This window comes from Oceaniradius stylonematis, assembly GCF_003149475.2.
GTDB lineage: Bacteria > Pseudomonadota > Alphaproteobacteria > Rhizobiales > Rhizobiaceae > Roseitalea > Roseitalea stylonematis.
This window is the reverse complement of the sequence record NZ_QFWV02000002.1, coordinates 362,877-381,385: the sequence shown is the minus strand read 5'-3', so window position 1 is coordinate 381,385 and position 18,509 is coordinate 362,877. Positions and strand designations below refer to the sequence as shown.

General features: G+C 65.3%; 17 protein-coding genes. 10 read left to right on the top strand and 7 right to left on the bottom strand.

All coding sequences use genetic code 11. The annotated features are described in order from the left end of the window. Positions 1 to 88: 88 nt before the first annotated feature. Complete coding sequence (locus tag DEM25_RS03265) at positions 89 to 775, bottom strand: phosphoglycolate phosphatase (RefSeq protein ID WP_109768119.1); 687 nt, start codon at positions 773 to 775, stop codon at positions 89 to 91. A gap of 113 nt (positions 776 to 888) precedes the next feature. Here DEM25_RS03265 and rpiA point away from each other — a divergent pair, with 113 nt between their 5' ends. The 8 genes from rpiA to DEM25_RS03225 all read left to right on the top strand — a co-directional run bounded on the left by rpiA (position 889) and on the right by DEM25_RS03225 (position 8,927). Next, positions 889 to 1,587 (top strand): ribose-5-phosphate isomerase RpiA, encoded by a 699-nt coding sequence (rpiA, locus tag DEM25_RS03260; protein ID WP_109768182.1) that lies wholly within the window; start codon positions 889 to 891, stop codon positions 1,585 to 1,587. Between the two features lie 59 nt (positions 1,588 to 1,646). Next, on the top strand, positions 1,647 to 2,201 hold the full coding sequence (locus DEM25_RS03255; protein ID WP_109768181.1) for a DUF2059 domain-containing protein: 555 nt from the start codon (positions 1,647 to 1,649) through the stop codon (positions 2,199 to 2,201). A 16-nt stretch (positions 2,202 to 2,217) separates the two neighbouring features. Then, complete coding sequence (gene gor, locus DEM25_RS03250) at positions 2,218 to 3,612, top strand: glutathione-disulfide reductase (protein ID WP_109768118.1); 1,395 nt, start codon at positions 2,218 to 2,220, stop codon at positions 3,610 to 3,612. Positions 3,613 to 3,621: 9 nt separating this feature from the next. Next, entirely contained in the window at positions 3,622 to 4,257 is a 636-nt protein-coding gene (locus DEM25_RS03245) for a gamma-glutamylcyclotransferase (protein ID WP_109768117.1), read from the top strand. Positions 4,258 to 4,367: 110 nt separating this feature from the next. Then, positions 4,368 to 5,747, top strand: coding sequence for a class II 3-deoxy-7-phosphoheptulonate synthase (locus tag DEM25_RS03240; protein ID WP_109768116.1), 1,380 nt, complete (start codon positions 4,368 to 4,370; stop codon positions 5,745 to 5,747). A 175-nt stretch (positions 5,748 to 5,922) separates the two neighbouring features. Beyond that, positions 5,923 to 6,711 carry a DODA-type extradiol aromatic ring-opening family dioxygenase gene (locus tag DEM25_RS03235; RefSeq protein WP_245412736.1) on the top strand — a complete coding sequence of 263 codons (789 nt, stop codon included), beginning with the start codon at positions 5,923 to 5,925 and terminating at the stop codon, positions 6,709 to 6,711. A gap of 75 nt (positions 6,712 to 6,786) precedes the next feature. Further along, on the top strand, positions 6,787 to 7,173 hold the full coding sequence (locus DEM25_RS03230) for a GFA family protein (RefSeq protein WP_109768114.1): 387 nt from the start codon (positions 6,787 to 6,789) through the stop codon (positions 7,171 to 7,173). A gap of 80 nt (positions 7,174 to 7,253) precedes the next feature. Next, positions 7,254 to 8,927, top strand: coding sequence for an NAD+ synthase (locus DEM25_RS03225; RefSeq protein WP_109768180.1), 1,674 nt, complete (start codon positions 7,254 to 7,256; stop codon positions 8,925 to 8,927). 65 nt (positions 8,928 to 8,992) lie between these two features. On the opposite strand, the gene DEM25_RS03220 is transcribed toward DEM25_RS03225, so the two are convergent. Then, complete coding sequence (locus DEM25_RS03220; RefSeq protein WP_109768113.1) at positions 8,993 to 9,607, bottom strand: SH3 domain-containing protein; 615 nt, start codon at positions 9,605 to 9,607, stop codon at positions 8,993 to 8,995. Between the two features lie 19 nt (positions 9,608 to 9,626). Further along, positions 9,627 to 10,355 (bottom strand): VIT1/CCC1 transporter family protein, encoded by a 729-nt coding sequence (locus tag DEM25_RS03215; protein WP_109768179.1) that lies wholly within the window; start codon positions 10,353 to 10,355, stop codon positions 9,627 to 9,629. Between the two features lie 96 nt (positions 10,356 to 10,451). Here DEM25_RS03215 and DEM25_RS03210 point away from each other — a divergent pair, with 96 nt between their 5' ends. Both DEM25_RS03210 and gltX read left to right on the top strand, forming a co-directional pair. Further along, positions 10,452 to 11,687, top strand: a complete 1,236-nt coding sequence (locus DEM25_RS03210) for an MFS transporter (protein WP_109768112.1) — start codon at positions 10,452 to 10,454, stop codon at positions 11,685 to 11,687. 18 nt (positions 11,688 to 11,705) lie between these two features. Then, positions 11,706 to 13,085, top strand: coding sequence for a glutamate--tRNA ligase (gene gltX / locus DEM25_RS03205; protein ID WP_109768111.1), 1,380 nt, complete (start codon positions 11,706 to 11,708; stop codon positions 13,083 to 13,085). Here gltX and DEM25_RS03200 read toward each other — a convergent pair. From DEM25_RS03200 to dgcA, 4 genes are all read right to left on the bottom strand, one after another. Further along, positions 13,003 to 14,052, bottom strand: a complete 1,050-nt coding sequence (locus DEM25_RS03200; protein ID WP_158585145.1) for a DUF2865 domain-containing protein — start codon at positions 14,050 to 14,052, stop codon at positions 13,003 to 13,005. The two genes, gltX and DEM25_RS03200, sit on opposite strands and share 83 nt — an antisense overlap. A 170-nt stretch (positions 14,053 to 14,222) precedes the next feature. Beyond that, positions 14,223 to 16,571 carry an NADP-dependent malic enzyme gene (locus DEM25_RS03195; protein WP_109768109.1) on the bottom strand — a complete coding sequence of 783 codons (2,349 nt, stop codon included), beginning with the start codon at positions 16,569 to 16,571 and terminating at the stop codon, positions 14,223 to 14,225. An 81-nt stretch (positions 16,572 to 16,652) separates the two neighbouring features. Then, positions 16,653 to 17,429: an SDR family oxidoreductase gene (locus tag DEM25_RS03190; protein ID WP_109768108.1), complete on the bottom strand. Its 777-nt coding sequence runs from the start codon at positions 17,427 to 17,429 to the stop codon at positions 16,653 to 16,655. A gap of 75 nt (positions 17,430 to 17,504) precedes the next feature. Beyond that, positions 17,505 to 18,506 (bottom strand): N-acetyl-D-Glu racemase DgcA, encoded by a 1,002-nt coding sequence (gene dgcA, locus DEM25_RS03185; protein ID WP_109768107.1) that lies wholly within the window; start codon positions 18,504 to 18,506, stop codon positions 17,505 to 17,507. Positions 18,507 to 18,509: the final 3 nt, after the last annotated feature.

Below are 18,509 nucleotides of genomic sequence, written 5' to 3'. Positions count from 1 at the left end.
CGGCTGGCTGCCGCCCGGAACGGCGCGAGCTATAGGCATCCGCACATGGCCAAGTCAAGCTTGCACGGCCCGCCGGGCGCTTCGATGCTCAGGGCCGGGTCCGGGCGCCGATCAATTCGTTGGCCATGAGCGGGGTCAGCGCGTCGAAATGGCTGATGATCCGGTCCGGCGCGAACGTGTCCACCGGCTGCGGCGAATAGCCGAAATCGACGGCCACCACGGGGATGCCGGCAGCCTTGGCGGTGTTGATGTCGGTATCGCTGTCGCCGATCATCACCGCCCGGTTGCGATCGCCGCCGGCCCTGTCGATCGTGCCGGTCAGATGCCCGGGTTCGGGCTTGCGCACAGGGAATGTGTTGGCGCCGCAGACGGCGGCAAACCGTTCGCCAATCCCGAGCGCCTCAAGCAATTGCCGCGACATGGCCTCGAACTTGTTGGTGCAGACCGCCAGCACGAAGCCGGCTGCCTCGAACCGGTCCATGCAGGCAACGGCGCCGTCGAACGGTCGCGAGCGGCCGGGCATGTTGGCGGTGTAGTGCTCGATGAACACGGCCACCAGGTGTTCAAGACGGGCGTCAGGCAGTGCCCGTTCCTGCGCCGTGTAGGCGCGACGCAGCATGGCGCGGGCGCCATGGCCGACATGGGAGCGCAGGTCCGCCGTCGACACCGGATCAAGCCCCTCGGCCGTGATCACATGGTTCAGGCTGTCCAGGAGATCGGGTGCGGTGTCGATGAGCGTGCCATCGAGATCGAACACGATAATGGGGCGGGTCATGAATTGAGGTCCCGTTCATGGACAAGCGGCGAAAGCGGGCGCTGCAGCGGTTGGCGGCGCGTTCGGAGCGTGTTAACGCACCGCGCGGGGCACATGAAGGGGAAAATGGGCGGATGTCACCCGAGGAGATGAAGGCGGCGGCGGGCAAGGCGGCCATGGCACATGTGCGTGAGGGGATGCGGCTGGGGATCGGGACGGGATCGACCGCCGAAGCGTTCATCGCGCACCTCGCCGAAGCGGTGGGCGACGGGCTCGACATCACCGGTGTTCCGACCTCGGAGCGCACGGCGCGGCTGTGCGTTGAAATGGGCATCCGCCTCGAATCGCTCGACGATGTCGATGAGCTGGACCTGACCGTCGACGGGGCCGATGAGATCGATCCGAACCTCAATCTGATCAAGGGCGCCGGCGGGGCGCTTTTGCGCGAGAAGATCGTCGCCCATGCCTCCAAACGCATGATCGTCATCGCCGATGACAGCAAGGTCGTCGACAGGCTGGGACGCTTTCCGCTGCCGATCGAGGTCAACGCATTTGGCGTGGAGACCACGCGCCGCGCGGTCGAAGCGGTGGCGCGCGACCATGGCGCAACCGGCGACATCGCGATCCGAACGGCGCGCAAGGGCGAGAGCATCGTCACCGATGGCGGCCATTTGATCGTCGACGCATCTTTCGGCCACATTTCCGACCCACAGGCGCTGGCATGCGCGCTCAACGCCATTCCGGGCGTCGTCGAAAACGGTTTGTTCCTGTCAATGGCCTCGCTGGCGATCGTCGCGGGGGAGACTGGTGTCCGGGAACTGACTGTGCCATGAGCGGGCCGGAATCTGCCGGCGGCAAAAGCTGCCGGACACGCAAAAGACGGGATGAATCGATGTTTTTGAAGACAGTTCGCAATGCGGTTCTGGCAACCGCCGCCTGCGGCCTGGCCGCGGTTTCGGCAGCCGGCGCGCAGGAGATATCCGACAGCCATCTGCAGGCCGCTCGCGCGGCCATCTCGGCAATCGATGCGACCGACCGGTATGACGGCATCCTGCCGGACGTGGCCGAGGCATTGAAAGCACGGCTGCTGCAGAACAATCCGGACCTTGAGAACGAGATTTTGATGTTCGTCGACGAAGAGGCGCTGGCGCTGGCGGCGCGGCGCGGCGATCTGGAAGCGGAAGCTGCGGAAATCTACGCCCGGGCGCTGCGCGAGGAAGATTTGCGGGCGATCGCCGAATTCTACCGGACCGAGGCCGGCCAGGCGCTGATCCGCAACGGACCGATCGCGGCGCGCGAAGTGACCGAGGCGGCCGCCATCTGGCAGCGCGGCATCGAGCGCGACCTGCTCGAGCGGGTCAGCGGGCGCCTCGCCGAGGCGGGCCTGCGCCAGGCGCCGGCCGCAGCCGAGGAAGGCGCGGCCGAAACCGAAGGCGCGGCGCAGTAGGACGGGCGGACAGGGCATGGCGGGGCACGATTATGACCTGTTCGTCATCGGCGGCGGCTCGGGCGGCGTGCGTGCGGGCCGTCTGGCCGGCGCGATGGGCAAGCGGGTCGGCCTCGCCGAGGAATACCGGATGGGCGGCACCTGCGTGATCCGCGGCTGCGTGCCCAAGAAGCTGTTTGTCTATGCCTCGCAGTTTTCCGAGCATTTCGAGGATGCCGCCGGCTATGGCTGGCATGTCGGCGACATCCATTTCGACTGGCCGACGCTGATCGCCAACAAGGACCGCGAGATCGAGCGGCTGGAAGGGCTCTATCGCAAGGGCCTTGAGACCAATGGCGTGACGATCCACGACAGCAGGGCCCGGCTCATCGACCGGCATACGATCGAACTCGAGGCCACCGGTCAGCAGGTCACGGCCGACCAGATCCTGATCGCCACCGGCGGCAGCCCGAACCTGCACACCGATCTGCCGGGCCACGAGCTGTGCATCACCTCCAACGGGGCGTTTCACCTCGATAGCCTGCCCAAATCGATCATCATCGCGGGCGGCGGCTACATTGCCGTCGAGTTTGCCAACATCTTCCACGGGCTGGGCGTGGACACGACGCTCTTGTATCGCGGCCAGAAGATCCTTGGCGGCTTCGACGAGGATTTGCGCGATCATCTGCAGGACACGATGATCGCCAAGGGCATCCGCGTGATCTGCCACCAGGTGTTCGACCGGATCGAGCGGCGCGACGACGGCCGCCTCAACGCGTTCCTGTCGAAGGGCGAGCAGATGGTCGTCGACCAGGTGATGCTGGCGCTCGGGCGCCATCCCAACACGCACGGTCTGGGGCTGGACGCGGCTGGCGTCGAAACGGACCGGCGCGGTTCGGTGGTGGTCGACGACTATTCGCGGACGAATGTGGACAATATCTGGGCCGTCGGCGACGTGACCAACCGGATGCAGCTGACGCCGGTGGCGATCCACGAGGCGATGTGCATGCTCGAGACCGCCTTCAAGGACAATCCCACAAAACCCGACTATGACACGGTGGCGACGGCGGTCTTCTCACAGCCGGAAATCGGCACGGCGGGGCTCACCGAAGCCGAGGCGGCCGAGCGCCATGGCGACCTCGAAGTCTACAAGACGACGTTTCGCCCGATGCACAATGTGCTGCCGGACCGCAAGGAAAAGATGATGATGAAGCTCATCGTCGATGCGGCAAGCCGTATCGTCGTGGGCGCCCATGTGATCGGTCCGGGCGCGGGCGAAATGGCGCAATTGCTGGCCATCCCGCTCAAGGCGCGGTGTACGAAAGATCATTTCGATGCGACGATGGCGGTTCATCCCACCGCCGCCGAAGAACTGGTCACGCTCTACAAACCGACCTATCTGGTGCGGCAGGGAGAGCGCATCGCGGCCTGACACCCATCAATGCCCTACGACCTGACACATCTGGACGCACGGGAAGATGTCGTTGCCTATTTCGGCTACGGATCGCTGGTCAACGCGCATACGCACCGCACCCATGTCGTCCATTGCGAGAAGGCGCATCTGACCGGTTTCGGCCGGCGTTGGCAGCAGCGCTCCGATTCCGCCCGCCATCCTGTTTCGTTTCTCAGCGCCTATCATGCGGACATGGCGATCGACGAGTTGAGCGGGCTGCTGATCTTCGACCATGTGCACAATCTGCCGGCGGTCGATGCGCGCGAGCATGGCTATGACCGCGTCCGGCTCGACCGTTCCCAGCTTCGGTTGGACAGGGAGGACGCCGGCCTGCCGGACGTTGCCTATTATGTGTATGTGGCCCGGCCGCCGGACGATGGCGGACCGCGCCATCACATTCTGCAAAGCTATCTGGACGCGGTCCTGCAGGGCTATCTGCATCAGTATGGCGAGCATGGCGCCCGGCGGTTCGTCGAGAGCACGGCGGCGTTCGACACGCCGATCGTGCGCGACCGGGCGTCGCCGCTCTATCCGCGGGCGGTCAAGCTGGCGCCGGACGAGGTCGACCTTATCGACACGGTGACCGCTGGCCTCAACCATGTCGACGGCTTTCTGGCGCAATAGCCGGGCGGTCGTGCATCCCTTTGCGGGGTGACAGCGGCGGGGAACCTGCTCTATAGGACCGCGTGGCGCGATGGGCGCGCCGTTTTTCCGCATTTTCAGGCGTAACGATCATGGCAGACAATTGGACACCGCAAAGCTGGCGCAACAAGCCGATCCTGCAGGTCCCGTCCTATCCCGACCAGGACAAGCTTGCGGCGGTCGAGGAGCGGCTGCGCAGCTATCCGCCGCTGGTTTTCGCCGGTGAGGCGCGGGCGCTGAAGGCATCGCTGGCCGACGTCGCCGAGGGCAGGGGCTTCCTGCTGCAGGGTGGCGATTGCGCCGAGAGCTTCGCCGAGCATGGCGCCGATAACATCCGCGACTTCTTCCGTGTCTTCCTGCAGATGGCGATCGTCCTGACGTTCGGTGCGTCCAAGCCGGTGGTCAAGGTCGGCCGCATCGCCGGCCAGTTCGCCAAGCCGCGCTCGTCGGACATCGAAAAGCGCGACGGGGTCGAACTGCCGTCCTATCGCGGCGACATCATCAACGGGATCGAGTTCGACGAAGGCTCGCGCATTCCCGATCCCGAGCGCCAGATCATGGCGTACCGACAGTCGGCGGCCACGCTGAACCTTCTGCGCGCGTTTGCGCAGGGCGGCTATGCCCGGCTCGACAATGTGCATCAGTGGATGCTCGGCTTCGTCGCCGACAGTCCGCAGGGCGAGCGCTACGAGCAGTTGGCCGACCGGATTTCGGAGACGCTCGACTTCATGGCGTCGATCGGGATGACGCCGGAGAATTATGCGCGGCTGCGCGAAACCGAATTCTACACCAGCCACGAGGCATTGCTTCTGGGCTATGAAGAGGCGATGACCCGCGTCGATTCCACGTCCGGCGAGCATTACACCACGTCGGGCCACATGATCTGGATCGGCGACCGGACGCGGCAGGCCGACCATGCCCATGTGGAGTTTGCGCGCGGAATCCAGAACCCGATCGGCTTGAAATGCGGCCCCTCGCTGCAGCCGGACGATCTTCTCAACCTGATCGATGCGCTCAACCCGTCCAACGAAGCGGGCCGGCTGACGCTGATCGCCCGCTTCGGCCATGACAAGGTCGAGCAGCATCTGCCGGCGCTCGTCCGGGCGGTGCAGCGCGAGGGCAAGAAGGTGGTCTGGTCGTGCGATCCGATGCACGGCAACACGATCACGGCCAACGGCTACAAGACGCGGCCGTTCGACCGGGTGCTGAGCGAGGTCAACGCCTTCTTCGACGTGCATCAGGCCGAAGGCAGCTATCCGGGCGGCATTCACATCGAGATGACCGGCAAGGACGTCACCGAGTGCATGGGCGGCGCACGCGAAGTGACCGAGGAACAGCTTTCTGACCGCTATCACACCCATTGCGATCCCCGGCTGAACGCCGATCAGGCGCTCGAACTGGCGTTTCTGGTCGCCGAACGGCTCAAGAACGGCCGCAAGGGCGCCGAAAGCAAAATCGCCGCCAACGCCTGACAGCGTCACGCGCGTCGATGTTGAAGCCGCGGGCCTTGGCTCGCGGCTTTTCTTTTTTGTGGGCGCCGTTCACCGGTTCTGGACGCAGTGTCTCCGCGGGGACCGGTATGCAGCGGGCGGGCGCGGGCCTAGGTTGCTCGCGTCAAACCATGCGGAGTGTGAAGCAATGGAGCCGATGCCGACCATCTTCGTCTCGCACGGAGGGCCGAACGTGGTCACCGATCCGTCCGAGGCGCGCGATTATCTGCGTGGCCTGTCCGAAAGGCTGCCGAGGCCGAAGGCCATCGTCATCGCATCGGCGCATTTCGAGACGGACGGGCCGACCGTGGTGCGCGATCCAAAGCCGGGCATGATCTATGATTTCGGCGGCTTCTCGCGGGAACTCTACGAGATGGTCTATCCTGCCCCTGGCGACCCGGCGCTTGCCGGGCGCGTGCACGGGCTTCTCGAAAGCGCCGGCCTGTCGCCGGTCTATGCCGATGAACGAGGCTACGATCACGGCACTTGGACCGTGCTCAGGCTGGCATGGCCGGACGCCGACATTCCGGTCGTGCAGGTTTCGATCGATCCCTCGCGCGATGCGGCCTATCACCACCGGTTGGGCGCGGCGCTGGCGCCGCTGCGCGATGAGGGTGTGTTGATGATCGGCAGCGGCCACATCACCCACAATCTCCGCGCCGTCTTCTCGGCGATGCGCGAAGGCATGCCGTCCGATCCCGAGATGGCGTCCAAGGTGGATGGATTCGTGGGGTGGATGGCCGACGCGATCGCGTCCGGCGACACCGAGGCGCTGCTCGCCTGGCGCGACAAGGCGCCGTTCGTCGCCGACAACCATCCGACGGACGAGCACCTCATGCCGCTTTTCCTCGCGGCCGGCGCCGCCGGTTCGAACCCACGGGCCGAGCATGCGCATGCCTCCCGGCAGTTCGGCTTCTTTGCCTGGGACAGCTGGATTTTCCACTGAGCGTCAGCGCAGGGCGCCCCCGCGACTGTTTCGTTTGCCGTCCCCGCTAGTGTTCTCGTTCCAGTGGAGGTGATGATGAAGACAGGCGGATGCCATTGCGGCTCGGTACGCTACACGGTGACGGGTCCGTTGCGTGACGTGATCTATTGCCATTGCACGCAATGCCGCAAGCAGACCGGGCATTTCGTTGCCGCCACGCGCGTCGCCGACGACGCGCTCGAGATCAACGGCGCCGGTGATCTGACCTGGTATGCGGCCTCGCCCGGTGCGAAGCGCGGCTTTTGCCGACATTGCGGCTCGCTGCTGTTCTGGAAAAGGGACGGGTCGGGCATGACATCGATCATGGCCGGCAGCATGGACCTGCCGACCGGTTTGACTGCGAGCCACCACATCTTTGCGGCCGACAAGGGCGACTATTACGAACTCGCCGACGGGCTTCCGGTGTTCGAAGGCCGCGATTGAAGGCTCGCTGCTGTGTTGGCCAAAGCGATCGCGCGTCCTGACATGTTGCGCGGGCAACGGCCGCGCGATACGTGTCGGCCATGACAAGCAGCCCCGATGTTTTGCGCATTGCGATCGCGCAGTTGAACCCCACCGTCGGCGACGTTCAAGGCAACCTTGCCTTGGCCCGGCAGGCCCGCGCCGACGCGGCGCGCCATGGCGCCGATCTGGTCGTGTTCACCGAATTGTTCATCGCCGGCTATCCGCCCGAGGACCTTGTTCTCAAGCCTGCCTTCCTTGCAGCGTGCGAGAAAGCGGTAACGGAGCTGGCCGCCGACACCGCCGATGGCGGGCCGGGCGTGATCATGGGCCTGCCGCTGATGCGCGACGGCAAGCGCCACAATGCTGCGCTGGTTCTCGATGGTGGCGCGGTCACGTCGGAATGGTTCAAGGTCGATCTGCCGAACTATGGCGAGTTCGACGAAAAGCGCGTGTTCGAGCCGGGTCCGATGCGCGGGCCTGTCGATTTTCGCGGCGTGCGGATCGGCATCCCGATCTGCGAGGATATCTGGGGCGACATGGGCGTCTGCGAAACGCTGGCCGAGAGTGGCGCCGAGATCCTGCTCGTGCCCAACGGCTCGCCCTATTATCGCGGCAAGATGGACGTGCGGCACCAGGTCGTGCTGCGGCAGGTGATCGAGAGCGATGCGCCGATGATCTATGCCAACCAGGTCGGCGGGCAGGACGATCTGATCTTCGACGGCGCCTCGTTCGGCTTCAACGCCGACCGGTCGCTGGCCTTCCAGATGAGCCAGTTCGAGGAGCAGGTCACGGTGTTGACCTGCCGGCGCGACGGCGATGGCTGGGTGTTCGCCGACGGGCCGATGTCGGTCATTCCCGACACGATGGAGGCCGACTATCGCGCCTGCATGCTGGGCCTGCGCGATTATGTGAACAAGAACGGCTTTGCCAATGTGGTGCTCGGCCTGTCCGGCGGCATCGATTCGGCGATCTGCGCGGCGCTGGCCGTCGATGCGCTGGGTGAGGAGCGCGTGCGCTGCGTGATGATGCCCTACGACTACACCGCGCCCGAATCGATCGCCGATGCGGAAGCCTGCGCCAGGGCTCTTGGCTGCCGCTACGATGTGGTGCCGATCCACGCGCCGGTCGAGGGCTTCGAGAGAGCGCTTTCGGACATGTTCGCCGGCACCGATGAGGGTGTAACCGAAGAAAACCTGCAGAGCCGGGCGCGCGGCACGATCCTGATGGCGATCTCCAACAAGTTCGGCTCGATGGTCGTCACCACCGGCAACAAGAGCGAGATGAGCGTCGGATACGCGACGCTTTACGGCGACATGAATGGCGGGTTCAACCCGATCAAGGATGTCTACAAGATGCAGGTCTACGCCATGGCGCGCTGGCGCAACGCGCACATGCCGCCCGGCGGCCTGGGCCCGACGGGGGAGGTGATCCCCGTCAACATCATCGAGAAGGCGCCATCGGCCGAACTCAGACCCGACCAGACCGACCAGGATTCGCTGCCGCCCTATCCGGTGCTCGACGACATCCTCGAATGTCTGGTCGAGCACGAGATGGCTGTCGATGCGATCGTCGAACGCGGCCATGACCGCGATCTCGTGCACCGGATCGAGCATCTGCTCTATGTGGCCGAATACAAGCGCCGTCAGTCCGCGCCGGGCGTGAAGATCACGCGCAAGAATTTCGGCCGCGACCGCCGCTATCCGATCACGAACCGATTCAGGGACCGGACATAAGCCTCTGAAATCAGGCTGTAATCAGCGTGGTGTGCAGGTCTCGGTGCCGATCGCTGTCAGCGGTATCAGGAGCAGCGCCGGACGGTGGTGTTCAGTTCGGGCTCGTCTGCGTCCGTGCACAGGAGCGCGCCCCAGATGTAGCCGGTTTCGCCTTCGCCGAATTCGATCTGGAACCAGAAGAAACCGTCCAGGAATTCGTCGGTGTTCCGTTTGATGATGACCGGCTCTCCGTCGCCCAGGCTTGCGACCTTTTCCGCAAAGACCGAGGGCGCGGCGCGGACATTGCCGCTTGCCGTGCCGCGCGCGTCATGGGCGGACCACCGAAAGTTGTTGTCGGAACCGTAAAGCGCCATCGTCTTGATCGAGTCGCGGGTCTGGTGACAGCGCGCCGTTCGCCCGTCGGCCAGGGTCAATTGGCCCTCTGGCACGAAGCCTTGAAACGACAGGCCGTTGCCGGCGAACGCGAAGCTGTTGCCGCTGCGCTGACCGGTCGCGGGCAGCACGGTCTCCTCGCCGTCGATTTTCAGATAGGCGTTCGCCCATTCCAGATCGAGCCCGACCGAGGCGACGATGTCGCGGTCGAAACACACGAAATCGAAGCCCGGCGAGGCATGCGCCTTGGATACGGCCATGCCGGCGAGAACGGCGAACGCCAGCGTTGCGATAGATCCGCGGACCATGTGGATACTCCCAAATAGTTCAGCCTGCCCCGAACCCTCTTAGCGCATATCCGATGCCGAAGGCGATGGCTGCCGCGCCACATCCGATGGTCAGTGTTTCGAGGCCCGAGACCCACCAGCGCTGCAGCGACCAGCGGCTCTTCATCGAGCCGATGATGAAAAAGACGGTGGCTGTCATGGCCAGCGCCACCGGGTTTGCCGTCGATGGCTCGAAGACAAAGTAGGGTACAAGCGGCACAGCGCCGCAGGCGATGAAAGCGGCGAACGTGGCGGTCGCCGCGGCCGTCGGGCTGCGGATGTTCTCGCTCAAACCCAACTCTTCCGTGATCATGGTTGAAATCCAGCGCTCCCGATCGGCAGTGATGGCGTCGACGGCGCGCTCGAGCGTCTCGCCTTCAAACCCCTTGGCCATGAAGATTTGCCGGATTTCCTCGCGTTCGCCGTCAGGATCGATCGCGATGTGGCGCTTTTCCATCGCCCGGGCGCGTTCAAGTTCGTCATGCTCGGTCTTCGTGGCCGAATAGTTGCCGGCGGCCATCGAAATGCCATCGGCGATCAGATTGGCGAGCCCCAAAATGATGACGATGTTGGCCGAAAGCGCCGCGCCGACCACGCCGGCGACGATGGCAAAAGTGGTCACCGCGCCGTCAATGCCGCCATAGACCCAGTCGCGCAGATAGTTGGGCTTTGTCCCTTCGGCCAGCCGGGCGGCGATGGCGTCCGGCTCGTGCCGATGTTCGAGATTCATGGTTCTGCTCCGCGATGGGGCCGCCGCGCGCATTGCCAGTTGCCTCTTGACGGGCCAGGCGCTAGGGCGACCGAAGTCATTGTCTAGGCCCTCTTCATGCCATTTGTCCGCTTTGTGGCCAACAACGCCCGGTGGATCGCCGGCGGATTTCTGCTGACGTTCTTTTCGGCCTTCGGCCAGACCTTCTTCATCTCGCTTTCAGCGGGCGACATCCGCGCCGAATATGGCCTCAGCCACGGCCAGTTCGGCGGGCTCTACATGCTTGCGACGCTCGCCAGCGCCCTGACCCTGCCCTGGCTCGGGCGGATCGTCGACCGCTACGGCGCCGCGCGCGTGACGATGATCATCGTGCCGTTGCTGGCGCTTGGCGCTGTGGGCATGGCGTTTTCCGTACATATCGCCACGCTGGTCGTCGTCATCTATGTGCTGCGCCTGTTCGGGCAGGGCATGATGACGCAAAACGCGCTGACCGCCACCGGGCGCTGGTTCGCGGCCAATCGCGGACGCGCGGTCTCGCTTGTCACGCTCGGCCACAATGCGGGCGAGGCGCTGTTCCCGTTCGCGTTCGTCGCCCTGGCCGCCGCGCTTGGCTGGCGCAATGCCTGGCTTGCCGGAGCGGCGATCCTGATCCTTGTGGCGCTGCCGCTCATCTCCATTCTGACCGCCCGGGAGCGCGAACCGCTGTCCGATCCGCCGGACACAAGGGCGGTCGCGCCGCGCGACTGGTCCCGCGCGGAGGTGATGCGCGATCCGCTCTTCTGGGTTCTGCTGACGGGCGTTCTTGCGCCGGCCTTCATCGGCACGACCATCTTCTTTCATCAGGTCTACCTGGTGGAGTTGCGCGGCTGGTCTCTGCCGGTCTTTGCATCCTCCTTCGCCGTGATGAGCGTGACGACGATCTGCTTCGTGCTGATCGCCGGCGCGCTGATCGACCGGTTTTCGGCGACCGCGCTGCTGCCGATCTTTCTCGTGCCCCTGTCGCTTGCATGTCTGGCGCTCGGATTGCTCGAGGCGCAATGGAGCGCGTTCCTGTTCATGGCGCTGCTCGGCGTGTCCTACGGTTTTTCCTCGACGCTGTTCGGTGCGCTGTGGCCGGAAATCTATGGCACGCGCGAACTGGGCGCGATCCGCGCGGTGATCGTGGCGATGATGGTGTTCGGCACCGCCGTCGGGCCGGGCCTGACCGGCGCGCTGATCGATATCGGCGTTGCCTATCCGGCGCAGATCGTTGTGATGGGGTTCTACTGCGCCGTGGTCGCCGTGATCATGACCATGGCGTCGCGGCGCCTTCTGAAGCGCCGCGAAGCGCATCTTCTTGCCAATGCCGGGTGACTTCCGTAAGCGGGCGTCATGACTGTCACCGTTCGTTTCGCGCCGTCGCCGACGGGCCATATCCATATCGGCAATGTGCGCACCGCGCTGTTCAACTGGCTCTTTGCCCGGCAGAACGACGGCGCCTTCATCCTGCGTTTCGACGATACCGATACCGCCCGCTCGAAGGCCGAATATGCCGAGCAGATCGAGCGTGACCTGCGCTGGCTCGGCATCGACCCGGACCGCATCGCCTACCAGTCGCAGCGCATGGATGCCTATGACAAGGCGGCGCAGGCGCTCAAGGACGCGGGGCTGCTCTATCCATGCTATGAAACGCCGGACGAATTGGAACGGCGGCGCAAGATCCGCCTGACTCGCAAGCTGCCGCCGGTCTATGGCCGCGAGGCGCTGAAGCTGACCGACGCCGAAAAGGCGGACCTTGAAGCAAGGGGCCACGCGCCGCACTGGCGCTTCCTGCTGCCCAACTTCGCGGACGATCCCTTTGCGCCCGAGCGCACCGATGTGCGCTGGAGCGATGCGGTGCGCGGCGAGCAGAGCGTCGATCTGGCTTCCATGTCCGATCCGGTTCTGATCCGGGGCGACGGCACCTATCTCTACACGTTGCCTTCGGTGGTCGACGACATCGAAATGGGCGTCACCCACGTCATTCGCGGCGACGATCACGTCACCAACACCGGCGTGCAGATGGCGATCTTCCGGGCGCTCGGCGCCGAGCCGCCGGCATTCGGGCACCACAACCTTTTGACCACGGCCAGCGGCGAGGGCCTGTCCAAGCGCTCGGGCGCGCTGTCGATCAAGAGCCTGGCCGAGGCAGGCTACGAGCCGATGGCGGTGGCCAGCCTGGCGGTCCTGACCGGGTCGTCGACCGCGATATCCGCGATGGCGGACATGGAGGCGCTGACCGGTGCCTTCGACATCACGGCGACGACCAAATCGGCGGCAAAATTCGACCCCGCCGATCTGGACGGACTGAACCAGACGCTGGTGCACGATCTGCCGTTCGATGTGGTGCGCACGCGGCTGGGCGATGCCGGCGTCGACGTGGACGATCCGCGCGCCGAAGCGTTCTGGGTCATGATCCGCTCCAATGTGAAGAAGGTGGCCGACGCGGCCGACTGGTGGCCGGTGATCACCGATCGTCCAGCCAAGGACGCGGCGCTCGATGGCGACGATCTGGCCTATGCGCGCGCAGCGTTCGATTGCCTGCCCGAAGGCACGGTGGACCCCACACTGTGGAAGCGCTGGACCGAAGCGGCGAAGGCGCAATCGGGCCGCAAGGGCAGGGCGCTGTTCATGCCGCTGCGGATCGCGCTTACGGGAAGGGCGTGGGGACCGGATTTGTCAGATCTATTGCCTCTTCTGGGTCGGGAAGAAATTCTCCGCCGACGACCCTGATTTCGTCGCGGCTGTCGGCGACATCATGGATCTCTCCGACGCTGACGGAGCGGGCGATATCCGTCATTCGCCCGACCGTAAGCCCCTGGGCCGTGTTGGCGCGGGTTTCGGGATCGGCGGCCAGATCCGGGCGAAAGCGCGGCGGCGGCAAGCGACCGGGCTCTTCGTCGGCCTGCTCGGGCGGCACTTCGCTGGGGCGCGGCGTGATGCCCTCAATGCCGATCAGGCTGGTGTTGGCCCGTCCGCAGGTGCAGTTCTCGCTTCGCCGGCGCTCGCGGAAGTCGAACGCCGTGGCAAGATCGGTATAGGCGGTGCCGTCCAATGCCGTCATGTTCCGCGGGCCGTCATCATCGCCGCTGCGGTGCGTGAACAGCATGGTGGGCGCTGCTGGGCAAAGGGCTGCGCATATCGCCTTGTCCCGCTCGAATTGGTCGGCGTTCGTGGCAAACGAGATCGGGAAGAAGTAGCCGTCGCATGTGCGCACGCACAGCGTCCGGTGTTCACCGGCGAAGGAAGGCCGGGCAGGGGCAACCGGCCGTGATGCATGGTTGCGGTTGGGTTGCGCCCGCCTCACCGTGCCGGGCTCCCGGCGGACCGAAGCGATGCGTGTCGACTGGCTGCGGCTGCAGGCGCGCTGGACCGCGCGCTCGAGGCGCCGGATTTCCCGCTGCGATGCACCGCCGCGATTGCGGTCACGCACGCGCTGCAGCTTGCCCAGGTTCGCCTGCATCTGGTTGATGGTCGAGCCCAGCGACCGGCATTGCCGGGAACCCGACTGCCGACAGCGTTGGCGGTTGTACATGCGCTGCGCCTTGCGCAACTCGCGCTGTTGGCGCTCGGCCGCCTCGGCGTAGCGCCGGTATTCGGCGCGGTTGCCGCTGCCGCGCCTTGCGCTGGCGAGTTGCGATTGCAGACTGTTGCAGGATTGCGCACCGGCCGGGGTAGCCGACATGGCGGTCAGCGTCACGAGCGTCATGGCAATTGCCATTCCGCACAGACACGCCACACAGGCTTTGAAAAGCCGGTACACCATCAACGCCGAACCCCATCCCGCCACCACTGTGACAGAAACACCGTGCCACTTGTTTAAGCGGGCGGGGTCAGCATGTCTCGTTCAAGCTGAATTTACGATGAACGTTAACGACCGGTAACGGCCGTGCCGGCGTGTGTGCCGCCCTGGGCCGCGGCCTGGGCGGCTTCGACGGCCGCGATCGCGGTCATGTTGACGACGCCGCGCGAGGTTACCGATGTCGTCAGCACATGGGCGGGTCGCTGCGTCCCCAGAAGTATCGGGCCGACATGCAGCGCATCGGTCATCGACTTGACGGCATTGAGCGTGATGTTGGCCGCATCGAGGTTCGGGAAGACCAGAAGGTTGGCCTCGCCCTCGAGGATCGAGTGCGGCAGGACGCGGGCGCGCAGCTCGGGATTGAGCGCGCTGTCGGCATGCATCTCGCCATCGACGCACAGTTCCGGCTGGGCGGCATGCAGGATTTCGACAGCACGGCGCATCTTGGCGGCCGAGGCGCTGTCGCGCGAGCCGAAATTGGAATGCGACAGCAGCGCGGCCTTGGGTTCGACGCCGAAACGCCGGATCTCCTCGGCGGCGAGCAGCGTCATCTCGGCCAGTTCCTCGGCGGTAGGATCGATTGAGACATAGGTGTCTGTGAAGAACGTCATGCCGTTGCCGGAGATCAGCATCGACAGCGCCGACAGATCGCGCGCGCCCTCGCGGACCCCGACGATGGACCGCACGGTGCGCAAATGCCGCTCATAGCGGCCGTCGAGGCCGCAGATCATCGCATCGGCCTCGCCGCGCATCAGGGCGATCGCCGAGATGACGGTGGCATTGGTGCGCACAAGCGTTCGGGCATAATCGGGGGTGAAGCCCTGCCGGCCGCCGATGGCGATCAGATGATCGACATAGTCCCGATAGCGCGGATCGTTTTCCGGATTGACCAGTTCGAAGTCCCGGTCGGGCCGTATCCGCAGGCCGTAGCGCTTCAGCCGCGCCTCGACCACCTCGGGACGGCCGACGAGGATCGGCTCGGCGATGCGGTCCTCCAGGACGATCTGGGCGGCGCGCAACACGCGTTCGTCCTCGCCGTCGGCGTAGATGACCTTGTGCGTGGCCGCGGCCTGGGCCGACGAGATCACCGGCTTCATGACGAGGCCCGACCGGAAGACGAACCGGTTCAGCCGGTCGCGATAGGCGTCCATGTCCTCGATGGGACGCGCGGCGACGCCGCTTTCCATCGCCGCCTTGGCGACGGCCGGCGCGATCCGGAGGATCAGCCGCTGGTCGAAGGGCGAGGGGATCAGGTAGTCGGGCCCGAAGATCGGCGTTTCGCCCGAATAGGCGCGGGCGGCGATGTCTGAGGGCTCTTCACGGGCGAGTTGTGCGATGGCGGTCACGGCGGCCGCCTTCATCGCCTCGTTGATGGTCCGCGCGCCACAGTCGAGGGCACCGCGAAAGATGTAAGGAAAACACAGTACGTTGTTGACCTGGTTGGGGAAATCGGACCGGCCCGTGCAGATCATCGCATCGGGACGCGCCTCCCGCGCGGCGTCCGGCATGATCTCGGGAACCGGATTTGCCAGCGCCATGATCAGCGGATTTTCCGCCATTTTGGCCAGATATTCGGGCTTGAGCACGCCGGCGGCGCTGAGACCCAGAAAAACGTCGGCGCCGTCGATGGCCTGCTCCAGCGTGCGGTGCTCGGTCTGGCGGGCAAAGACGGCCTTCCAGCGATCGATCTCGCCGGGGCGGCCGTCATAGACCACGCCGTCAATGTCGGTGACGATGATGTTGTGGAGGCTTGCACCGAGCGACACGAGAAGATTGAGGCAGGCGAGCGCTGCCGCCCCGGCGCCCGAAGTGACGATCTTCGCCGTCTCGATCGATTTACCGGCAAGCTCCAGCCCGTTGAGGATGCCGGCGGCGACGATGATTGCGGTGCCGTGCTGATCGTCATGGAAGACCGGAATGCCCATCATGTCGCGCAACCGTTCCTCGACTTCGAAGCACTCGGGCGACTTGATGTCTTCGAGATTGATCCCGCCAAAGGTCGGTTCGAGCGCGGAAACCACATCGACCATGCGCTCGACGCCCGGCGCGTCGATTTCGATGTCGAACACGTCGATGCCGGCGAACTTCTTGAAGAGCACGGCCTTGCCCTCCATTACCGGCTTGGATGCGAGCGGGCCGATATTGCCGAGGCCCAGGACGGCCGAGCCGTTGGAGACGACGGCGACCAGATTGGCGCGCGCGGTATAGTCCGCAGCCCGCGCCGGGTCTGCGGCGATCGCAAGGCAGGGCGCGGCGACACCCGGCGAATAGGCGAGCGCCAGATCGCGCTGGTTGCCCAGCGGTTTCGTGGCCCGGATTTCGAGCTTGCCGGGAACCGGGTTCTGGTGGAAGAAAAGCGCGTTCTCGTCGAGGTCCGAAGGCACCGACTTTTTTGCTGCATCCGTCTCGCCACTCATGGCCGCCCCTCCCGGTTCTTGTTTTCGACAACCGGTAGACCAATGCGGCGGTTGCCACAATTCGTTCCGGCCGAAAAGCGTTTAAAACGCGCTTTGATAGACCCCGCCGTCGAGCCGGATGTTCTGGCCGGTGATGTAGCCGGCATGGGTGGAGCAAAGGAACGCGCATGTGGCGCCGAACTCTTCCGGGGTGCCCAATCGGCCTGCAGGGATGGCGCCGATCTGGCGGGCCTTTTCCTCGTCGAACTCGACGCCGCGCTTGTCGGCGGCGTAAACCATGGTCTGACGGATCCGGTCCGTGTCGATCTTGCCGGGGAGGATGTTGTTGATCGTCACATTGCTGCCGGCGACCGACCGGGCGATGCCGGCGAGGAACGCCGTCAGGCCGGCCCGGGCGCCCGACGACAGGTCGAGCCCCAAAATCGGCTGGTAGACCGACAGCGATGTGATGTTGACGATCCGCCCGAAACCGCGCTCGGCCATTCCGTCGATCGTCCGCTGGATCAATTCGATGGGCGTGACCATGTTCTGCGTGACGCCGTCGAGCAGCGCATCGCGATCCAGTTCGCGGAAATCGCGCAGGGCGGGGCCGCCATTGTTGTTGACGACGATGTCGGGCTGCGGACAGGCCTCCAACAGGGCATCCTGCGTGGCGTGATCGGACACGCTGCCCAGGACGATGTCGACGGTGACGCCATGGGCGCGCAGGTCCTCGGCGGTCTTTTCGGTGGCTTGCTCGTTGCGGCCATTGATCACCAGATTGACCCCTTCGCGGGCCAGCGCCTCGGCGCATCCGCGCCCCAGACCGCGGCTCGATGCGCAGACGATCGCGCTTTTGCCCTTCAATCCCAGATCCATGCCCATCCTCCCGGTTTGGCGGCTGCGTGTTTGTCCGGGTGACCTAAACGATCGCCCGGCGGCGTCAATGCCGGCTCAGCCCCAAAGCGCTGGTTCGGGGGGAGAAACAGTGCTGCCGTAATAGTGAAGCGCCGGCTTGCGGTCGCGCGCAAGCAGCAGCGGACCGTCCAGATCGATGAAGTCGGCGTCCTGGGCCAGCAGGACGGCGGGCGCCATGGCGAGCGAGGTTCCGACCATGCAGCCGACCATGACGCCGAACCCCATCCGGCGGGCCTTGTCGCGCATCGCCAGCGCCTCGGTCAGCCCGCCGGTCTTGTCGAGCTTGATGTTGACGACGTCATAGAGCGCGCCAAGCGCGTCGAGATCGGCACTCGTATGGGCGCTTTCGTCGGCGCAGACCGGCACGGGATGCGGAATGCGTCCCAGAATGGCGTCTTCGCCGACCGGCAGCGGCTGTTCGACCAGCGCGATGTGCAGACGCGCGGCTTCCTCCATCATCGCGATGAGATTGTCTTCGCGCCAGGATTCGTTGGCATCGACGATGATCCGCGCATCGCGGGCGTTGGCCGTCACGGCGTGCATGCGGGCAATGTCGGCTTCGTCTCCGCCCAGCTTCATCTTCAAAAGATGCCGCTTGTTCGCCGCGCGCGCGGCATCGGCCATGTTTTCGGGGGTGTCGAGCGACAGGGTGAGCGCGGTTTCGACCGGGCGCGGCGGGTGCCGGCACACCAGCGCGTGCACGCGGCGACCCGATCGTTTGGCATCGAGATCCCACAGCGCGCAGTCGACCGCGTTGCGCGCCGCGCCAGGCGGCAAGGCCGATGCCAGATCGATACGGAGCCTGTCGCAAGGGGCCGAGGCATCGAGCGCGGGCAACGACTCCAACTGGGCGATCACGCCGTCTACCGTTTCGCCGTAATGGGCATAAGGCACGCATTCGCCGTGGCCCGAATGGGTGCCGTCGTCCAGCGTGCAGGCGATGACATGGGCATGGGAGCGTTCGCCGCGGGCGATCCGGAAGCGGCCATCGATGGGAAAGCTTTCGGCGCTTGCGGTCAGCGAGAGCGATGAGGCCATGAT